Annotated in this window: 16 protein-coding genes and 1 tRNA gene; 9 read left to right on the forward strand and 8 right to left on the reverse strand. The window is 74.5% G+C overall.

The window, feature by feature from the left end:
• Positions 1-175 precede the first annotated feature (175 nt).
• Entirely contained in the window at positions 176-1,129 is a 954-nt protein-coding gene (locus tag ACGF5C_RS26790; RefSeq protein ID WP_393306008.1) for an LCP family protein, read from the reverse strand.
• A 235-nt stretch (positions 1,130-1,364) separates the two neighbouring features.
• Between ACGF5C_RS26790 and ACGF5C_RS26795 the strand changes: the two genes are divergently transcribed.
• Positions 1,365-2,198 carry an O-methyltransferase gene (locus ACGF5C_RS26795; protein ID WP_393305937.1) on the forward strand — a complete coding sequence of 278 codons (834 nt, stop codon included), beginning with the start codon at positions 1,365-1,367 and terminating at the stop codon, positions 2,196-2,198.
• A gap of 4 nt (positions 2,199-2,202) precedes the next feature.
• Entirely contained in the window at positions 2,203-3,021 is an 819-nt protein-coding gene (locus tag ACGF5C_RS26800; RefSeq protein WP_393305939.1) for an MOSC domain-containing protein, read from the forward strand.
• A gap of 123 nt (positions 3,022-3,144) precedes the next feature.
• On the opposite strand, the gene ACGF5C_RS26805 is transcribed toward ACGF5C_RS26800, so the two are convergent.
• From ACGF5C_RS26805 to bcp, 3 genes are all read right to left on the reverse strand, one after another.
• Positions 3,145-3,678, reverse strand: coding sequence for a GNAT family N-acetyltransferase (locus ACGF5C_RS26805; protein ID WP_393305941.1), 534 nt, complete (start codon positions 3,676-3,678; stop codon positions 3,145-3,147).
• Between the two features lie 94 nt (positions 3,679-3,772).
• Positions 3,773-3,855, reverse strand: a tRNA-Leu gene (locus tag ACGF5C_RS26810).
• Between the two features lie 100 nt (positions 3,856-3,955).
• Positions 3,956-4,432, reverse strand: a complete 477-nt coding sequence (bcp, locus tag ACGF5C_RS26815; RefSeq protein WP_350676747.1) for a thioredoxin-dependent thiol peroxidase — start codon at positions 4,430-4,432, stop codon at positions 3,956-3,958.
• A gap of 236 nt (positions 4,433-4,668) precedes the next feature.
• On the opposite strand from bcp, the gene ACGF5C_RS26820 reads away from it, so the two are divergent.
• From ACGF5C_RS26820 to ACGF5C_RS26835, 4 genes are read left to right on the forward strand one after another with little or no spacing between them, the layout of a single operon-like run.
• Complete coding sequence (locus ACGF5C_RS26820) at positions 4,669-5,385, forward strand: energy-coupling factor ABC transporter permease (RefSeq protein WP_393305943.1); 717 nt, start codon at positions 4,669-4,671, stop codon at positions 5,383-5,385.
• Positions 5,382-5,789: a PDGLE domain-containing protein gene (locus ACGF5C_RS26825; RefSeq protein WP_393305945.1), complete on the forward strand. Its 408-nt coding sequence runs from the start codon at positions 5,382-5,384 to the stop codon at positions 5,787-5,789. Before ACGF5C_RS26820 ends, ACGF5C_RS26825 begins: the two co-directional genes overlap by 4 nt.
• Positions 5,790-5,795: 6 nt before the next feature.
• On the forward strand, positions 5,796-6,566 hold the full coding sequence (cbiQ, locus tag ACGF5C_RS26830) for a cobalt ECF transporter T component CbiQ (protein WP_393305947.1): 771 nt from the start codon (positions 5,796-5,798) through the stop codon (positions 6,564-6,566).
• On the forward strand, positions 6,563-7,333 hold the full coding sequence (locus ACGF5C_RS26835) for an energy-coupling factor ABC transporter ATP-binding protein (RefSeq protein ID WP_393305949.1): 771 nt from the start codon (positions 6,563-6,565) through the stop codon (positions 7,331-7,333). Before cbiQ ends, ACGF5C_RS26835 begins: the two co-directional genes overlap by 4 nt.
• 113 nt (positions 7,334-7,446) lie before the next feature.
• Here ACGF5C_RS26835 and ACGF5C_RS26840 read toward each other — a convergent pair whose 3' ends face one another.
• The 4 genes from ACGF5C_RS26840 to ACGF5C_RS26855 are packed head-to-tail and all read right to left on the reverse strand — an operon-like array spanning position 7,447 to position 10,390.
• Positions 7,447-8,532 carry a hypothetical protein gene (locus tag ACGF5C_RS26840; protein WP_393305951.1) on the reverse strand — a complete coding sequence of 362 codons (1,086 nt, stop codon included), beginning with the start codon at positions 8,530-8,532 and terminating at the stop codon, positions 7,447-7,449.
• Positions 8,529-9,245 carry a DsbA family protein gene (locus tag ACGF5C_RS26845; protein ID WP_393305953.1) on the reverse strand — a complete coding sequence of 239 codons (717 nt, stop codon included), beginning with the start codon at positions 9,243-9,245 and terminating at the stop codon, positions 8,529-8,531. The genes ACGF5C_RS26840 and ACGF5C_RS26845 overlap by 4 nt, the downstream gene beginning before the upstream one ends.
• On the reverse strand, positions 9,238-9,762 hold the full coding sequence (locus tag ACGF5C_RS26850; protein ID WP_393305954.1) for a MauE/DoxX family redox-associated membrane protein: 525 nt from the start codon (positions 9,760-9,762) through the stop codon (positions 9,238-9,240). Before ACGF5C_RS26850 ends, ACGF5C_RS26845 begins: the two co-directional genes overlap by 8 nt.
• Before the next feature lie 43 nt (positions 9,763-9,805).
• Complete coding sequence (locus ACGF5C_RS26855; protein ID WP_393305956.1) at positions 9,806-10,390, reverse strand: sigma-70 family RNA polymerase sigma factor; 585 nt, start codon at positions 10,388-10,390, stop codon at positions 9,806-9,808.
• Between the two features lie 107 nt (positions 10,391-10,497).
• On the opposite strand from ACGF5C_RS26855, the gene ACGF5C_RS26860 reads away from it, so the two are divergent.
• The 3 genes from ACGF5C_RS26860 to ACGF5C_RS26870 all read left to right on the forward strand — a co-directional run bounded on the left by ACGF5C_RS26860 (position 10,498) and on the right by ACGF5C_RS26870 (position 13,665).
• Entirely contained in the window at positions 10,498-11,142 is a 645-nt protein-coding gene (locus ACGF5C_RS26860; protein ID WP_393305958.1) for a zf-HC2 domain-containing protein, read from the forward strand.
• A 108-nt stretch (positions 11,143-11,250) separates the two neighbouring features.
• A complete protein-coding gene (locus ACGF5C_RS26865; protein WP_393305960.1) occupies positions 11,251-12,915 on the forward strand; it encodes a copper resistance CopC/CopD family protein in 1,665 nt (554 codons plus the stop codon).
• Positions 12,916-12,930: 15 nt separating this feature from the next.
• On the forward strand, positions 12,931-13,665 hold the full coding sequence (locus tag ACGF5C_RS26870; protein ID WP_393305962.1) for a YcnI family protein: 735 nt from the start codon (positions 12,931-12,933) through the stop codon (positions 13,663-13,665).
• Positions 13,666-13,713: the final 48 nt, after the last annotated feature.

The following is a 13,713-nucleotide window of genomic DNA, read 5'->3' on the forward strand; positions in this document are numbered from 1 at the left end:
CTGCTGCGCCAGCCCGCCGAGGTGCGGCGGGCGCGCAGGATGATCGGTCGCCGGTTGGCTTGACATGGTCGGCCCTTCCCCGTGATAGCCCCGGCCACGAACATGACTCACAGGGCGACCGCAGGATATGACCAGGCCGAACTCGCCGCCATAGCCGGCAAGCCAGTTCACAGTCCTACTTTGCGGCGGACAGGATCTCCGGCACCGCGTCGCGGCGGACCGCGTCGAAGAGGCGCTGCGCCTTCGCCGTGTCGGCGAGGACAACGCTCTCGTTGCCCATCCGGCCCGTCCCCTTCGTGGGGCAGGTGAAGAAGCCCAGGTTGCCGCTGCGCAGGTGGCGGAGCTCCATCGCGAGGTCCAGGAGGGACATTGACTGGTCCACCGCCACTGCGTTCGTCGTGGCCTTGACGAACGAGTTCAGCTTCGCAGGGTTGGCGAGCACGCCGCCGGAGGCTGCCTTGTCCAGGATCGCCTTGATCACCTGCTGCTGATGCTTGATCCGTCTGAAGTCGCCGTCGGCGAAGGCGTAGCGCTCGCGGGCGTAGTCGAGCGCGGCGGCACCGTCCATGGTCTGCCGGCCCGCGACGAACTCCCGCCGGCCGTCCGGATTCAGGGAGTGCGTCGAGGTGAAGCCGTTGTCGACGGTGATCTCGATCCCGCCCAGGGCGTCGACGATCTCCTTGAAGCCGGCGAAGTCGACCATCGTCACGTGGTCGATGCGGACGCCCGTGAACTTCTCGACCGTCTGGACCATCAGCGGAACGCCACCCCACGCGTACGAAGCGTTGATCTTCGCGTCTCGGCCTCCTCGCCCCTCGGGGGACTTGGGCACGTTGACCCAGGTATCGCGGGGGATCGAGATGAGCTGGGCGCTCGACCGGTCCTTCGGCAGGTGGGCCAGGATGATGGTGTCGGTCCGGGAACCGGAGCTGTTCTCCGGGTCGCGGGAGTCGCTGCCGAGGATCATGATGTTCATGGCGCCGTTCGCCACGATCTGCGGCCGGGACTCCTCCGGCACGCCGTCGAAGGCGTCGACACGCTCGATGTCTGATTCGACGGAGCGCAGGTAGAGCCCGCCCGCGATCATGCCGCCGCCGCCGAGCACCGCCAACACCAAAAAGGTGATCAGGGTGACCCGCTGCCACCGCGGACGCCGCCGACGACGCCTGCCGGTCGGCTGCTCCGGTGTTGGGGGGAGGTCGAGAAATTGGGTCTCGGGCTCCGCGTACGACTGGCGATGGGGCATGGCGTGATGCTACTTATTCCGGTTCCGGCCCGCGTACCCCCGTCCGGGCGGCGTGAATAGACCTCTTGACCGAAACTTCGACGAGCGCCAGTTTCCCTTCGCCTGGTAGAACCCTCTCGTGGACGCAACGAAGCTCCGGCGAGCCATCGCCCGCACCCCCTTCGCCCCCGTCGCCGCCTTCCCCAAGCGCCTGGCCCGGGTCGCCCGCCACGACGCCAAGGTGCTGCGCACGTCGGCCCGGTGGCTGGTCACCTCCCGGGAGCACCACAACTACACGTACGACCTGACCAAGCTGAGCCGGCACCACCTCGCCTGGTTCGTCAGCGTGGTCTGCGACGTGCCCGTCAAGCAGGTCCGCGCGTACTTCGCCGAGATCGAGTCGGACGACGTGCTGCGCCGGCACATCGAGTCCGCCACCGCCGGCGCGGCCCGCCGGGGCCTCGCCGACCGGCACGTCCGCTACGCCCGCCGGATCGGCTGGTACGCGATCGTCCGCGCCACGCGACCGCAGCACGTCGTGGAGACCGGCGTCGACAAGGGGCTCGGCAGTTGCGTTCTGGCCGCCGCGCTGCTGCGCAACGCCGCCGAGGGGCACCCCGGCCGGGTCACCTCGCTGGACATCAACCCCGAGGCCGGCTACCTCGCCCGGACCGCGCCCTGGTCGGAGGTGGTCGACCTGGTGATCGGCGACTCCATCGCCTCCATCGCCGCGCTGGACCGGCCGGTCGACCTCTTCCTGCACGACAGCGACCACAGCCGGGCCCACGAGAAGCGCGAGTTCGAGGCCGTCGAGGGCAAGCTCGCGCCGGGCGCGATCCTGCTCACCGACAACGTCACCGCCACCAACGTCCTCGCCGAGCACGCCGAGCGCACCGGTCGGAAGTTTCTCGCCTACCGGGAGACCCCGGCCAACCACTGGTACCCGGGGGACGGCATCGGCGTGGCCTGGTGACCGGGTGCGGCTGAGCGCGATCCATACGTACCCGGTCAAGGGTGGCCACCGGCTCGACCACGACGACGCGCGCGTGCTGCCCTGGGGGCTGGCGGGCGACCGGCGCTGGATGATCGTCGACGCCCGCGGCGTCGGCGTCACCCAGCGGGAGGCGCCCGGGCTGGCCGGGCTCCGCGCGGCGGCCCGCGAGAGCGCCCTGCTGCTGCGCGCCCGGGGCCGCCCCGACCTCGACGTGCCCGAGCCGGTGGCCGGCGAGCCGGTCCCGGTACGGACCTTCCGCGACCGGCCGCACCCGGTGCCCGCGCTGCCCGCCGGGGCGGCGGCGGACGCCTGGGTCAGCGCGTTCCTGGGTCGCGCGGCCCGCCTGGTCTGGCTCGCGCGACCGGCCCGGCACATCCCTGCCGGCGACCGGGAGTACGACACCGGTGACCAGGTCAACTTCGCCGACGCCTACCCGCTGCTGCTGACCACCGTCGCCTCCCTCGACGCGCTCAACGGGTGGCTCGCCGACGCCGGGGAGGAGCCGGTCCCGATGGCGCGGTTCCGGCCGAACCTGGTGCTCGACGGGCCGGCGGCCTGGGCCGAGGACTCCTGGGCCGGCCGCCCCCTGCGCATCGGCGGGGTGCGCTTCCGCGCCGCCGGGCGGTGCGAGCGCTGCGTGGTCACCACCATCGACCAGGAGACGGGGGATCGGGGGAAGGAACCGCTGCGCACACTCGGCCGGCACCGCAACATCGGGCGGAAGCTGCTCTTCGGGCTGCACCTCGTCCCCACGGACACGGGCACCGTCCGAATCGGCGACGAGGTGCTCGTCGAGCGTTGACCGGCGCGGCGTCGTACGGCTGGAGCGGGACGTCGGCTCAGCGCGGGGCGGCACGGGCGGTCGGTCAGCGGCGGGCGCGGGCGCGGTGGTCGGTCAGTGCGCGGGCGCGGGCAGGGTGGTCAGTCAGCGCGCGGGCGGGGTGGTCAGGTCGAGCCACATGAGGATCTCGTCGCGGTCGTCGCCGGGGGCGACCCGCAGCGCGCCGGGCAGGCGCCCGACCTCCCGGTAGCCGAGCCGCCGGTAGAAGCGGTCCAGCCCCAGCCCGTCCCGGACCGTCACGTGCAGCGCCTCCCGGCCCAGCTCGCGGCCGAGTCGCTCGGCCTCGCGCATCAGCGTCAGGCCGTACCCGTGGCCCTGGGTGTCCGGGTGGACCATCACCCGCTTCAGCACGCACCAGTGCGCCTTCAGGTTGAACCGGTTGTCACAGAAGATCAGCGCGGCGACGAGGCGGTCGCCCGCGTACCCGAGCAGGAGGCGGTCCGTGCCCTCGGCGATGCCGGCGAACGTCGGGTCCGCGGTGTGCCGGACGTCGGCGGCGGTGACCGGCGGCACGAAGCCGACCGCCCCGCCGGCGTTGGTGACGTCGACCCAGAGCGCGACGATCGCCTCGCGCAACTCGGGGGTCAGTTCGGGGTCGAGGGCGAAGCGCAGGGTCACCGGGCAATCCTGACCGCGCGGGACCTGCGCCGACCCGCGATCGTGACGCGTCCGACAGCGCAGCCGGTGGCACGGGCGGGGCGGACCCCGAAGGTGCGGGAGGGGGGATTCGAACCCCCACGTCCTTTCGGACAATAGGACCTAAACCTACCGCGGCTGCCGTTACGCCACTCCCGCCGACCCGCTGAGTCTAGAGCGTCGGGTCACGACGGTGCCGAGCCCGTCTCGCCGGCCGGGCGGCGAGACGGGCCCCGCGACCGGTCGAGGGCGGCCGGCCTCAGTCGAGCCCGAGGTCGCGGCGCAGCTTGGCGACGTGGCCCGTCGCCTTGACGTTGTAGAGCGCGCGCTCGATCTTCCCGTCGGCGTCGATCACGAAGGTCGAGCGGATCACGCCGGTCACCGTCCGGCCGTACGACTGCTTCTCGCCGTACGCGCCGTACGCGGTCAGCACCGACTTGTCGGTGTCCGCGACCAGCGGGAAGGTGATGGCGTCGCGCTCGCGGAACTTCGCCAGCTTCTCCGGTTTGTCCGGCGAGATGCCGACGACCTCGTAGCCGGCCGCCTGGAGCGAGGCGAGCGAGTCGCGGAAGTCGCAGGCCTGCTTGGTGCAGCCGGGCGTCATGGCCGCTGGGTAGGCGTACAGCACGACCTTGCGGCCGCGCAGGTCGGCCAGCGAGAGCGTCTCGCCGGTGTCGGTGGGCAGGCGGAAGTCGGGCGCGGGGTCACCGGGGGAGAGGCGGTCGGGCGCGGTCATGGCCACGACCCTACCGCCGGCGCCGGCCCGCCGGCCCCGGGCGACGCGCCGGCGCCGGCACCGGCCCGGCGTCCGGTGCGCGCCGGCCCGGCGTCCCGGGCGTGCTCCGGCCCGGCGTCCGTGCGGCGGACGGTGATCGATGCCATGCGCTGTTGCCAGATATTGGCAACAGCGATGTACGGGAAATACGCTGACCCCGCGGGGCGCGGACGGGCCGCCGACGCGTGGGAGGTCGTGTGGAAACGCTGGCGATGCACATCTCGAACGGGATCATCGACGGTCCCGTCGCCGCGGTCTTCGCGGCCGTCGCGGTGGCCGCGATGACCCTCGGCCTCCTGCGCGGCCGGCGCGACCTGGACGACCGGCTGGCGCCGATGGCGGGTCTGGTCGCGGCCTTCATCTTCGCCGTGCAGATGCTCAACTTCCCGATCTTCACCGCCGGCGTCAGCGGCCACCTGCTCGGCGGCGCGCTCGCCGCGATGCTGGTCGGCCCGTGGGTCGGCGCGCTCTGCGTGGCCGTGGTGCTCGTCGTGCAGGCGCTCGTCTTCGGTGACGGGGGCGTCGCGATGCTCGGGCTCAACATCACCAACATGGCGGTGTTCGGCACCGCCGCCGCGTACCTGCTGATCGCGCTGCTGCTGCGGGTGCTGCCCCGCACACCGACCGGCCTCGGCGTGACCGCCTTCGTCTCCGCCCTGGTCAGCGTGGTGGTCGCGTCGATGGGCTTCGTGTTCCAGTACTGGCTCGGCGGCACCACCGACCTGGGCGGCAACCTGGGCGGCCTGGCCGGCACGATGGCCGGCGCCCACCTGCTGATCGGCATCGGCGAGGGCCTGATCACCGCGACCACGGTGGTCACCGTCGCCAAGGTCCGGCCCGATCTCGTCTACGCGCTGCGCGGGCTGCGGCCCGCGTCCGCGCCCACCGTCCCGGCCGTCGGAGGTGTCCGGTGAGGAAGCGTTCCTGGGGGTTCGTCGTCGGCGGGCTGCTGGTGGCCCTGCTGCTCGCCGGGGTGGTGAGCAACTTCGCCTCGTCGCACCCCGACGGGCTGGACTCGTCGCTGCGCGAGGGCTGCACGTTCGACGCCGACGACAACATCACCGGCGGCAGTTGCCCGGCGCAGCAGGAGAAGGAGCACGAGATCGGCGGCCCGCTGGCCGACTACGGCATCGCGGGGATCGACAACGATTTCCTCTCCACCGGCTTGTCCGGCGTCCTCGGCGTGCTGCTCACCTTCGCCGTGGCCGGCGGGGCCTTCTGGCTGGTCCGCCGCCGCGGCCCGCGAGACGGCGAGGCGGCCGACGGCGAGGCGGTCGACGACGAGCGCGCCACGACCGGCGCGCCGGGCCGGGGCTAGCCGGGGATGGGCGCCGGGCACGCGCACGTGCTGTACCGGGAGGGCACCTCGCCGGTGCATCGGCTCCCGCCCGAGGCCAAGATCGCGGCGATGGTGGTCTTCACCCTCGCCGTGGTGGCCACCCCGCGCGAGGCGTTCTGGGCCTTCGGCGGGTACGCCCTGCTGGTCGCGGTGGTCGCCGCGCTGGCCCGGGTCGGCCCGGGCTGGCTGCTCGGCCGGTCGCTGATCGAGCTGCCGTTCGTGCTCTTCGCCGTCGCCCTGCCGTTCCTCGGCGCCGGCGAGCGCGTCGACGTGCTCGGCCTGAGCCTGTCGTCCGACGGGCTGCTCGGGGCCTGGAACATCGTCGCGAAGGGCACCCTCGGGGTGCTCGCGTCGCTCCTGCTGGCCGCGACCACGACGACCCGTGACCTGATCGTCGGCCTGGACCGGCTGCGCTGCCCGCAGATCCTCACCCAGATCGCCACGTTCATGCTGCGCTACCTCGACGTGCTGGTCGGCGAGGCCCGCCGGATGCGGGTGGCCCGGGTCTCCCGCGGCGACGACCCGCGCTTCCTGTGGCAGCTGCGCGGCTTCGCCGCCGGCATCGGCGCGCTCTTCCTGCGCGCGTTCGAACGCGGTGAGCGGGTCTACCTGGCGATGCTGTCGCGCGGCTACGCCGGCCGGATGCCGGCGGTGTGGCAGGGCGCGGGCACGGCGACGGCCGGGCAGTGGCTGGTCGCGGCCACCGTGCCGGTCCTGGCGGCCACCATCGCCGCCACCGCCGTCGTGCTGACATGATCGGAGACGTGCAGACCGCTGCCTCCCTGGACGTCCGTGGCGTCCGGTACGCGTACCCGGACGGGCACGTCGCCCTGCACGGGGTGGACCTGACCGTGCCGCGCGGCGACCGGGTGGCGCTGCTCGGCCCCAACGGCGCCGGGAAGACCACCCTGGTGCTGCACCTCAACGGCATCCTCACCCCGACCGAGGGGAGCGTGAGCGTCGGCGGCCTGACCGTCAGCCAGGACCGGGCCACGCTGGCCGAGGTGCGCCGCCGGGTGGGCATCGTCTTCCAGGACCCGGACGACCAGCTCTTCCTGCCCACGGTCGCCGAGGACGTGGCGTTCGGGCCGGCCAACCTGGGGTTGCGCGGGGCGGAGCTGGCCGCCCGGGTGGACGAGGCGCTCGCCGCGGTCGGGATGGGCGGGCACCGGGACCGCGCGCCGCACCACCTCTCCTTCGGGCAGCGGCGCCGGGTGGCGGTGGCCACCGTGCTCGCCATGCACCCGGAGATCCTGGTCCTCGACGAGCCGTCGTCGAACCTCGACCCGGCGGCCCGGCGCGAGCTGGCCGAGATCCTGCGCGGGCTGCCGGTGACGCTGCTCATGGTGACCCACGACCTGCCGTACGCCCTGGAACTCTGCGACCGCTCGGTGATCCTGGACGCCGGTCGGATCGTCGCCGACGGTGCGACGCCGGACCTCCTGGCCGACCCGGACCTCCTGTCCCGTCACCGCCTCGAGCTCCCGTACGGCTTCACCCCGACACCCGCACCCCCCCACTGACCCCACCCCGTCCCCCGGCGTCGGACCCCCTCGGCGATCTTGCACTTGCCGCCCCGGCAAAAGGGGCTTTCCTCTCATGTGGAGGGCCGAAAAAGTGCAAGATCGCGGAGGTGTCAGGGGCGGGGGGCGGGGGCCGGGGCGGGGCGGCGGGAGGTGGCGTGGAGGCGGAGGGCGCCGGCCGCCGCAGCGCCGACGCCGGCGACCAGGACGACGGCGATCAGGATCCGGGCCGCCGTCGCCGGCCACGGGACGGGGGCGACGGCGCGGGCGAAGACCGCGGCGTTCGCCGCCCCGGCGAAGAGCGCCAGGCAGGCGCCGGCCAGCGCCAGCGCGAAGTCGGCGGCCGGCCGTCGGGCCAGCGCGTACACCCCGGCGGCGATCGCGGCGAGCCCGGTCAGCAGCGCCCACACCTGCCCGCCGAGCAGGCCAATCAGCAGGCCGCCGGCGCCCCGCGCCCCGGCATCGAGCTCCCGGCCCACGGTGAACGCCACCGCGGCCACCCCGCCGAGCACCAGCAGCCCGCCGAGCCCGGCCAGCGCCCGCGCGCCCGGCGCCGACGCGGGCGGCAGCAGCCCCAGCGCGCCCACCGCGAGCAGCCCGACCGTGGCGACCACCCACCAGGCGTACGCGTCCGGCGGCGGCACCCAGTCCAGGGTGCCGCGGATCTCCATCGGCTCGGCGCCGGCGCGCAGCGGCACCACCCAGTCCCGCACCCGGTGCTCCCGGTCTGCGGCGGCCCGCACCTGCGGCGGCGGCGCCGACTCGCGCCAGAGCACCCGCTGGTCGTGCCAGCGCACCGTGGACGAGTCGTCGACCCGCTGCCAGTCCGGCGGCGCGGCCGGGTCCGCCTCGGCCGGCAGCCGGGTGTCCCCGGCGATGGTCCGGTTCAGGTATGTCGCGGGGGAGCGGACGTTCTCGTACACCCCGTCGGGACCCACCCGCAGGTACGGCTCGCCGGAGTAGCCGACCACCTCGACGGCGTGGTCGCCGGTGTTGGTCAGCTCCAGCCGGGCGCCCGCCTCCACCACCCGCACGCTCAGCCCCGGCCGGGCCGGGCTGACTGCCGTCACCTCGGTGCGGTAGTCGGTGCCGTCGGGGGCGTCCGCCCCGTGCGCGGCCGCCGGCCCGGCGAGCGCCAGCGTCGCGGCCAGCGCGGCGGCGAGCACCAGGCCGGCGCGGGCCAGCAGGTCACGGATCACTTGCCGGCCGCCTCCACCGCCGCCTTGATCCCCTCCGGGCTGCGGTCGGCGACCTCCTTGCCGTCGACCACGATGGTCGGGGTGCCGGTGATGCCGGCCTTGCTGGCCTCGTCGGTCACGTGCTCCGTCCACGGCTTGAAGGTGCCCTCCCGCAGGCAGGAGGCGAAACCGTCCCGGTCGATGCCGGCGCCCGCCGCGATGTCCACCAGCTCGTCGTCGCTGAGCCCGGCGCCGCCCTCCGGCGGCTGCCGGTCGAACAGTGCCTTGGCGTACTCCCGGTACCGGCCGCCCTCCGCCGCGCAGCCCGAGGCCGCCGAGGAGCGGGTCGAGTACTGGGTGGTGGAGAAGCGGTTGAGGTAGGCCACCGGGTGGTAGACGACCCGGACCTTGCCCTCGCTGATGAGCTGGTCGATCGTCGGGCCGCTGACCTGCTCGAACTGCTTGCAGGCCGGGCAGAGGAAGTCCTCGTAGATGTCCACCGTGACCGGGCCCGAGCCGGCGACGACGCCGGTGCCGGCCTCGTTCGCGCCGGTCGGCGGGGTGAAGTCGTCGGAGCGCTGGCTGGAGTAGACGCTCCAGCCGATGAGGCCGGCGATCACCAGGACGGCGACGGCAGCCACGGAGACCCAGAGCGTCCGCTTGCGCCGCTGCTCCCGGGCGAGCTGTTCGCGGACCACCCGCGCGGCGACCTTCTGCCCCTTGCGACTACTCATTCTCGTCCTCCACAGGTGCGTCCCCCGTCAGCCAGCCGTCCACGGAGACGGGCGTGCGGGGCCAGATCAGCAGGAATCCGGCCAGTGCCAGGAATCCCAGGTCCCGGAGGATCTCCGGGAGGTAGCTCGGCGCCTGCCCCTCGGCGAGCTGGCCGCCGCTGCCGAAGCAACCGCAGTCGATCGCCAGGCCCCGGCCCCAGGCCGAGGCGATGCCGGCGACGAAGACCACCAGCAGCGCCGCGGAGACCCCGGCGCTCAGCCGGGTGGCCAGCCCGAGGAGCAGTAGCACGCCCAGCGCCAGCTCCACGAAGGGCAGCGCCGCGCCGACCACCGTGGCGACGTCGTACGGCATGACCTGGTACGCGTTGACGGCGCGACCGGAGGCGGCCAGGTCACCGACCTTGCTGCCACCGGCGATCAGCCAGACGGCGGCCAGGCCCAGCCGGGCGGCCACGCCGAGCCAGGGACGGACGGCCGGCCACCGGCCGACACGGATGCGGGGTGCAGTCACGATCATTAGTCGTTGCGTCCGCCGCGGAGGTTCCCGGCCACGTTCCCGCTCATCCGGCGAGGGCGTCGCCGACCGCCTCGACGAGGTCGTTGCGGGCCCGGGCCACCCGGGAGCGGATGGTGCCCACCGGCACCCCCTCCACGGCGGCGGCCTCGGCGTACGACAGGCCGAGCAGCTGGGTGAGCACGAACGCCCCGCGCCGCTCGGCGGAGAGCCGGCGGACCAGGTCGGCGGCGCCGAGCTGGCCGGCGGGGTCGGGGTGCGACCGGTCGGCCCCCGCGTCGGCCGCGAGCCGCTCGTCGAGCCGCCGGCGGCGCACGACCGTGCGCAGGTGGTCGGCGCAGGCCCGCCGGGCGATGCCGAGCAGCCAGGTTCGCGCGCTGGACCGCCCCTCGAACGCCGGCAGCCCCCGGAACGCCCGCAGGTAGGTCTCCTGCGTCAGGTCGTCGGCGCTGTCCGGGTCGACCAGCGCGGCGGCGAAGCGCCACACCTCGGCCTGGGTGAGCCGGACGAAGGCGGCCTGGGCGACAGGATCCCCGTCGCGGGCGGCCAGCGCCCACCCCGTCGCCGACTCGCGCACGGCGGCGGCGCCGGCGGGACCGACGGCGGAGGTGTCGCGCGGGGCGGGGATCACGACAACCCAGGTTACGCGGCACGGCAGGCGGGGGCAGGGTCCTTCGGCCCTTCCATGGCCTGCGCCACGCCGGGAACTTTCCCGGCACGTTGAACGACTACCCGCTCATGACATGCGACGACGTACGCACGGCGCTGTCGGCGCGGCTGGACGGCGAGGACCCGCAGGCGGCGTCGGCGGTGCTGGACGCGCACACGGCGCGTTGCCCCGGCTGCCGCGCCTGGCTGACCCGGGCCGAGCAGGTGACCCGGCTGGCCCGCGTGCGGGCGGTGTCGGTGCCCGACCTGACGGCCTCGGTGCTCGCGGCGGTCGCCGCCGACCCGGTCTCGGCCCGGCACGCGCCGGAGGCGACCAGGCGGGCTCGCCGCCAGGTGCTGCGGGTCGCCGTCGCGGTCGCCGCCGTCGCCCAGTTGTCGATCGCGCTGCCGGTGCTGCTGGCCGGGCTGGGCGTGACCGTCGACCCGCACACCAGCCGCGAGATGGCCTCCTTCGATGTGGCGCTGGCAGTCGGCTTCGCGCTGGCCGCGTGGCGGCCGGAGCGGGCCCGCGCGTTCGTGCCGGTGGCGCTGGTGCTGGCGGTGTGCCTGGCCGGCACCAGCGCCGTCGACATCGCCAACTCCACCACCGCCCTGGTGCACGAGGTCGGCCACCTGGCCGCCGTGGTGCAGGCGGGGCTGCTGTGGGCGCTGGGCCGGGCCAGCGGCGAGTCCGGCAGCCCGGTGTCGACGCCACTCCGGGCCCGGCATGGCTGACCACGCCCCGCCCCGGGCACGCACGCCGAGCAGGGAGTCGCGCGGGCCGGTGGGCTTCGGGCAGTTCCGCGCGATCGGACTCGCGCCCGGCGGGTCGGGTCCGCGAGCATGACCGGCATGAGTGTCGCCAACCGTCGCCGGTTCGCCCGGCTGACCGCCGCCGCCGGCCTGCTGATCGCCGTCGTCGCCCTGTTGATCGCCCCCGCCGGCCCCGCCAGCGCCCACGCGGTGCTGGTGAGCAGCAGCCCGGTCGCCTCGGCGGTGGTGTCGAGCGGGCCGGCCGAGGCGGTGCTGACCTTCAGCGAGTCCGTCCGCAAGGTGCCGGGCAAGATCCGGGTCATCGCGCCGGACGGCTCCCGCGCCGACCGGGGTGAGCCGAGATTCTCCGGCAGCGTGGTCACGATCCCGGTCGACCCGGCCGGGGGGCGCGGCACCTACCTGGTCAGCTACCGGGTGATCTCCGCCGACAGCCATCCGGTCTCCGGCGCGTTCACCTACTCCGTCGGCGCGCCCTCCACGCCCCCGGTCGACACCGGGGACGACAGCCGGGCCGACCCGGTGGTCGGCAACGCGGTCAAGGTCGCCAAGTACGTCGGCTATGCCGGCCTGCTGCTGCTCGTCGGCCCGGCGATGGTCCTCGCCGCGCTGTGGCCCCGGCGGCTGCCCCGGCAGGGCCCGGCGCGGCTGGCCTGGGCCGGGCTCGGCCTGGTGATGCTCTCCACCGTGGCGAACCTCCTGCTCCAGGTGCCCTACACCGCCGGCGGGGGCGTGTTCGACGTGACCGGCGAGGGGCTGAGCGCGGTGCTGGGCAGCACCTTCGGCGCGGCGCACCTGGTGCGGCTGGGCCTGCTGGCCGCGGCGGCGTTCCTGCTCCGGCCGCTGCTGGCCGGGCCGGTCGGCCGCGCCGACCTGGTGATCCTGGGCATCCTCGGGGTGGCGGCCCTGCTGACCTGGCCGCTGGCCGGGCACCCGGCGGCCTCGCCCGCTCCGGCGGTCTCCGTGGTCGTCGACGCCGTCCACCTGGGCAGCATGGCCGTCTGGCTGGGCGGGCTGGTGATGCTCGCCGGCTTCCTGCTGCGCCGGGCCGACGAGCGGGAACTGGGCGCGATCCTGCCGATCTGGTCGCGCTGGGCGACGCTGGCCGTCTCGGCGCTGCTGCTCGCCGGCACCGTCCAGGCGCTGATCGAGGTCGCCACGCCGGGCGCGCTCGTGGACACCACCTACGGGCGGCTGCTGCTCGGCAAGATCGGGCTGTTCGCGCTGGTCATCGCGGTGGCCGCGTACTCCCGGCAGTTGGTGCGCCGGCGCACGGCGGCGGGCCGGCCGGCGCCGATGCGGCGGGCGGTCTGGGCGGAGTTGGCGATCACGGCGGTGGTGCTCGGCCTGACCGCCGTCCTGGTGCAGACCACCCCGGCCCGTACCGCCGGCTCCGACGTGACGGGCGGTTCCCCCGGTTACTTCTCCACGACGCTGTCCAGCCCGATCTACTCCCTCCAGGTGGAGCTGGACCCGGCCGAGCGGGGCAACAACACCGTGCACTTCTACGCGTACACGAAGGACAACCGGCCGCAGCCGGTGGTGGAGTGGCGCGCCACGGCGGCCCTGCCGTCGGCCGGGATCGAACCGATCGAGGTCCCGCTGCTGCCGCTGACCGACAACCACGCCACCGGCGAGGTCAACCTGCCGGCGGCGGGGGAGTGGCAGTTGCGCGTGACCGTCCGCACGTCCGACATCGACCAGGCCACGGTGACCGCCACCGTGCCGATCAGGTAACAGGAAGGCTCCCAGATGATCCGTCACCGGCGTACCGCAGCCGCCGCAGCCGCCCTGGCGCTCGGCGCCGTCGCCACCGCCGTCCTCGGCTTCGCGGCGCCCGCCTCCGCCCACGTCACGGTCAATCCGCAGGAGGCGACCCAGGGCGGCTACGGCCGGTTCGCCTTCCGGGTGCCGAACGAGAGCGACACCGCCTCCACGACCAAGGTGGAGGTGGTGCTGCCCGAGAACGCGCCGGTGGGCTCCGTGTCGACCATGCCGGTGCCCGGCTGGACGGTGGCGGTGGAGAAGCGCAAGGTCGACCCGCCAATCGAGGTGCACGGCAGCCAGCTCACCGAGGCCGTCGCCAAGCTCACCTGGACGGCGACCGGAAACGCGGGGGTCAAGCCCGGCGAGTTCCAGGAGTTCCCGGTCTTGATGGGCCCGCTGCCGCAGGTCGACACGATGGTCTTCAAGACGCTGCAGACCTACTCCGACGGCAACGTGCAGCGCTGGATCGAGGAGCCGACCCCCGGCGGGGAGGAGCCGGAGAGCCCGGCCCCGGTGCTCACCCTCACCGCGGCCTCGCCGTCGGCCGCCCCCACCGGCGGCGCCGCCCCGGCGCAGGCCGACGACAACGATGACGACGCCGAGGGCGTCGGCCTGGCCACCGGGCTCGGCATCGCCGGCCTGGTCGCCGGGGCGGGGGGCCTGCTGCTCGGCGGTCTCGCCTACGCGCGGAGCCGGCGGGAGCCCGCGCCGAAGGCGTGAGCCCCTCTCGCATCCTCCACCGGCCCGTCGGCGTACCCGGCGGGCCGG

This window comes from Micromonospora sp. NPDC047620, assembly GCF_043205005.1.
Classification (GTDB): Bacteria; Actinomycetota; Actinomycetes; order Mycobacteriales; family Micromonosporaceae; genus Micromonospora.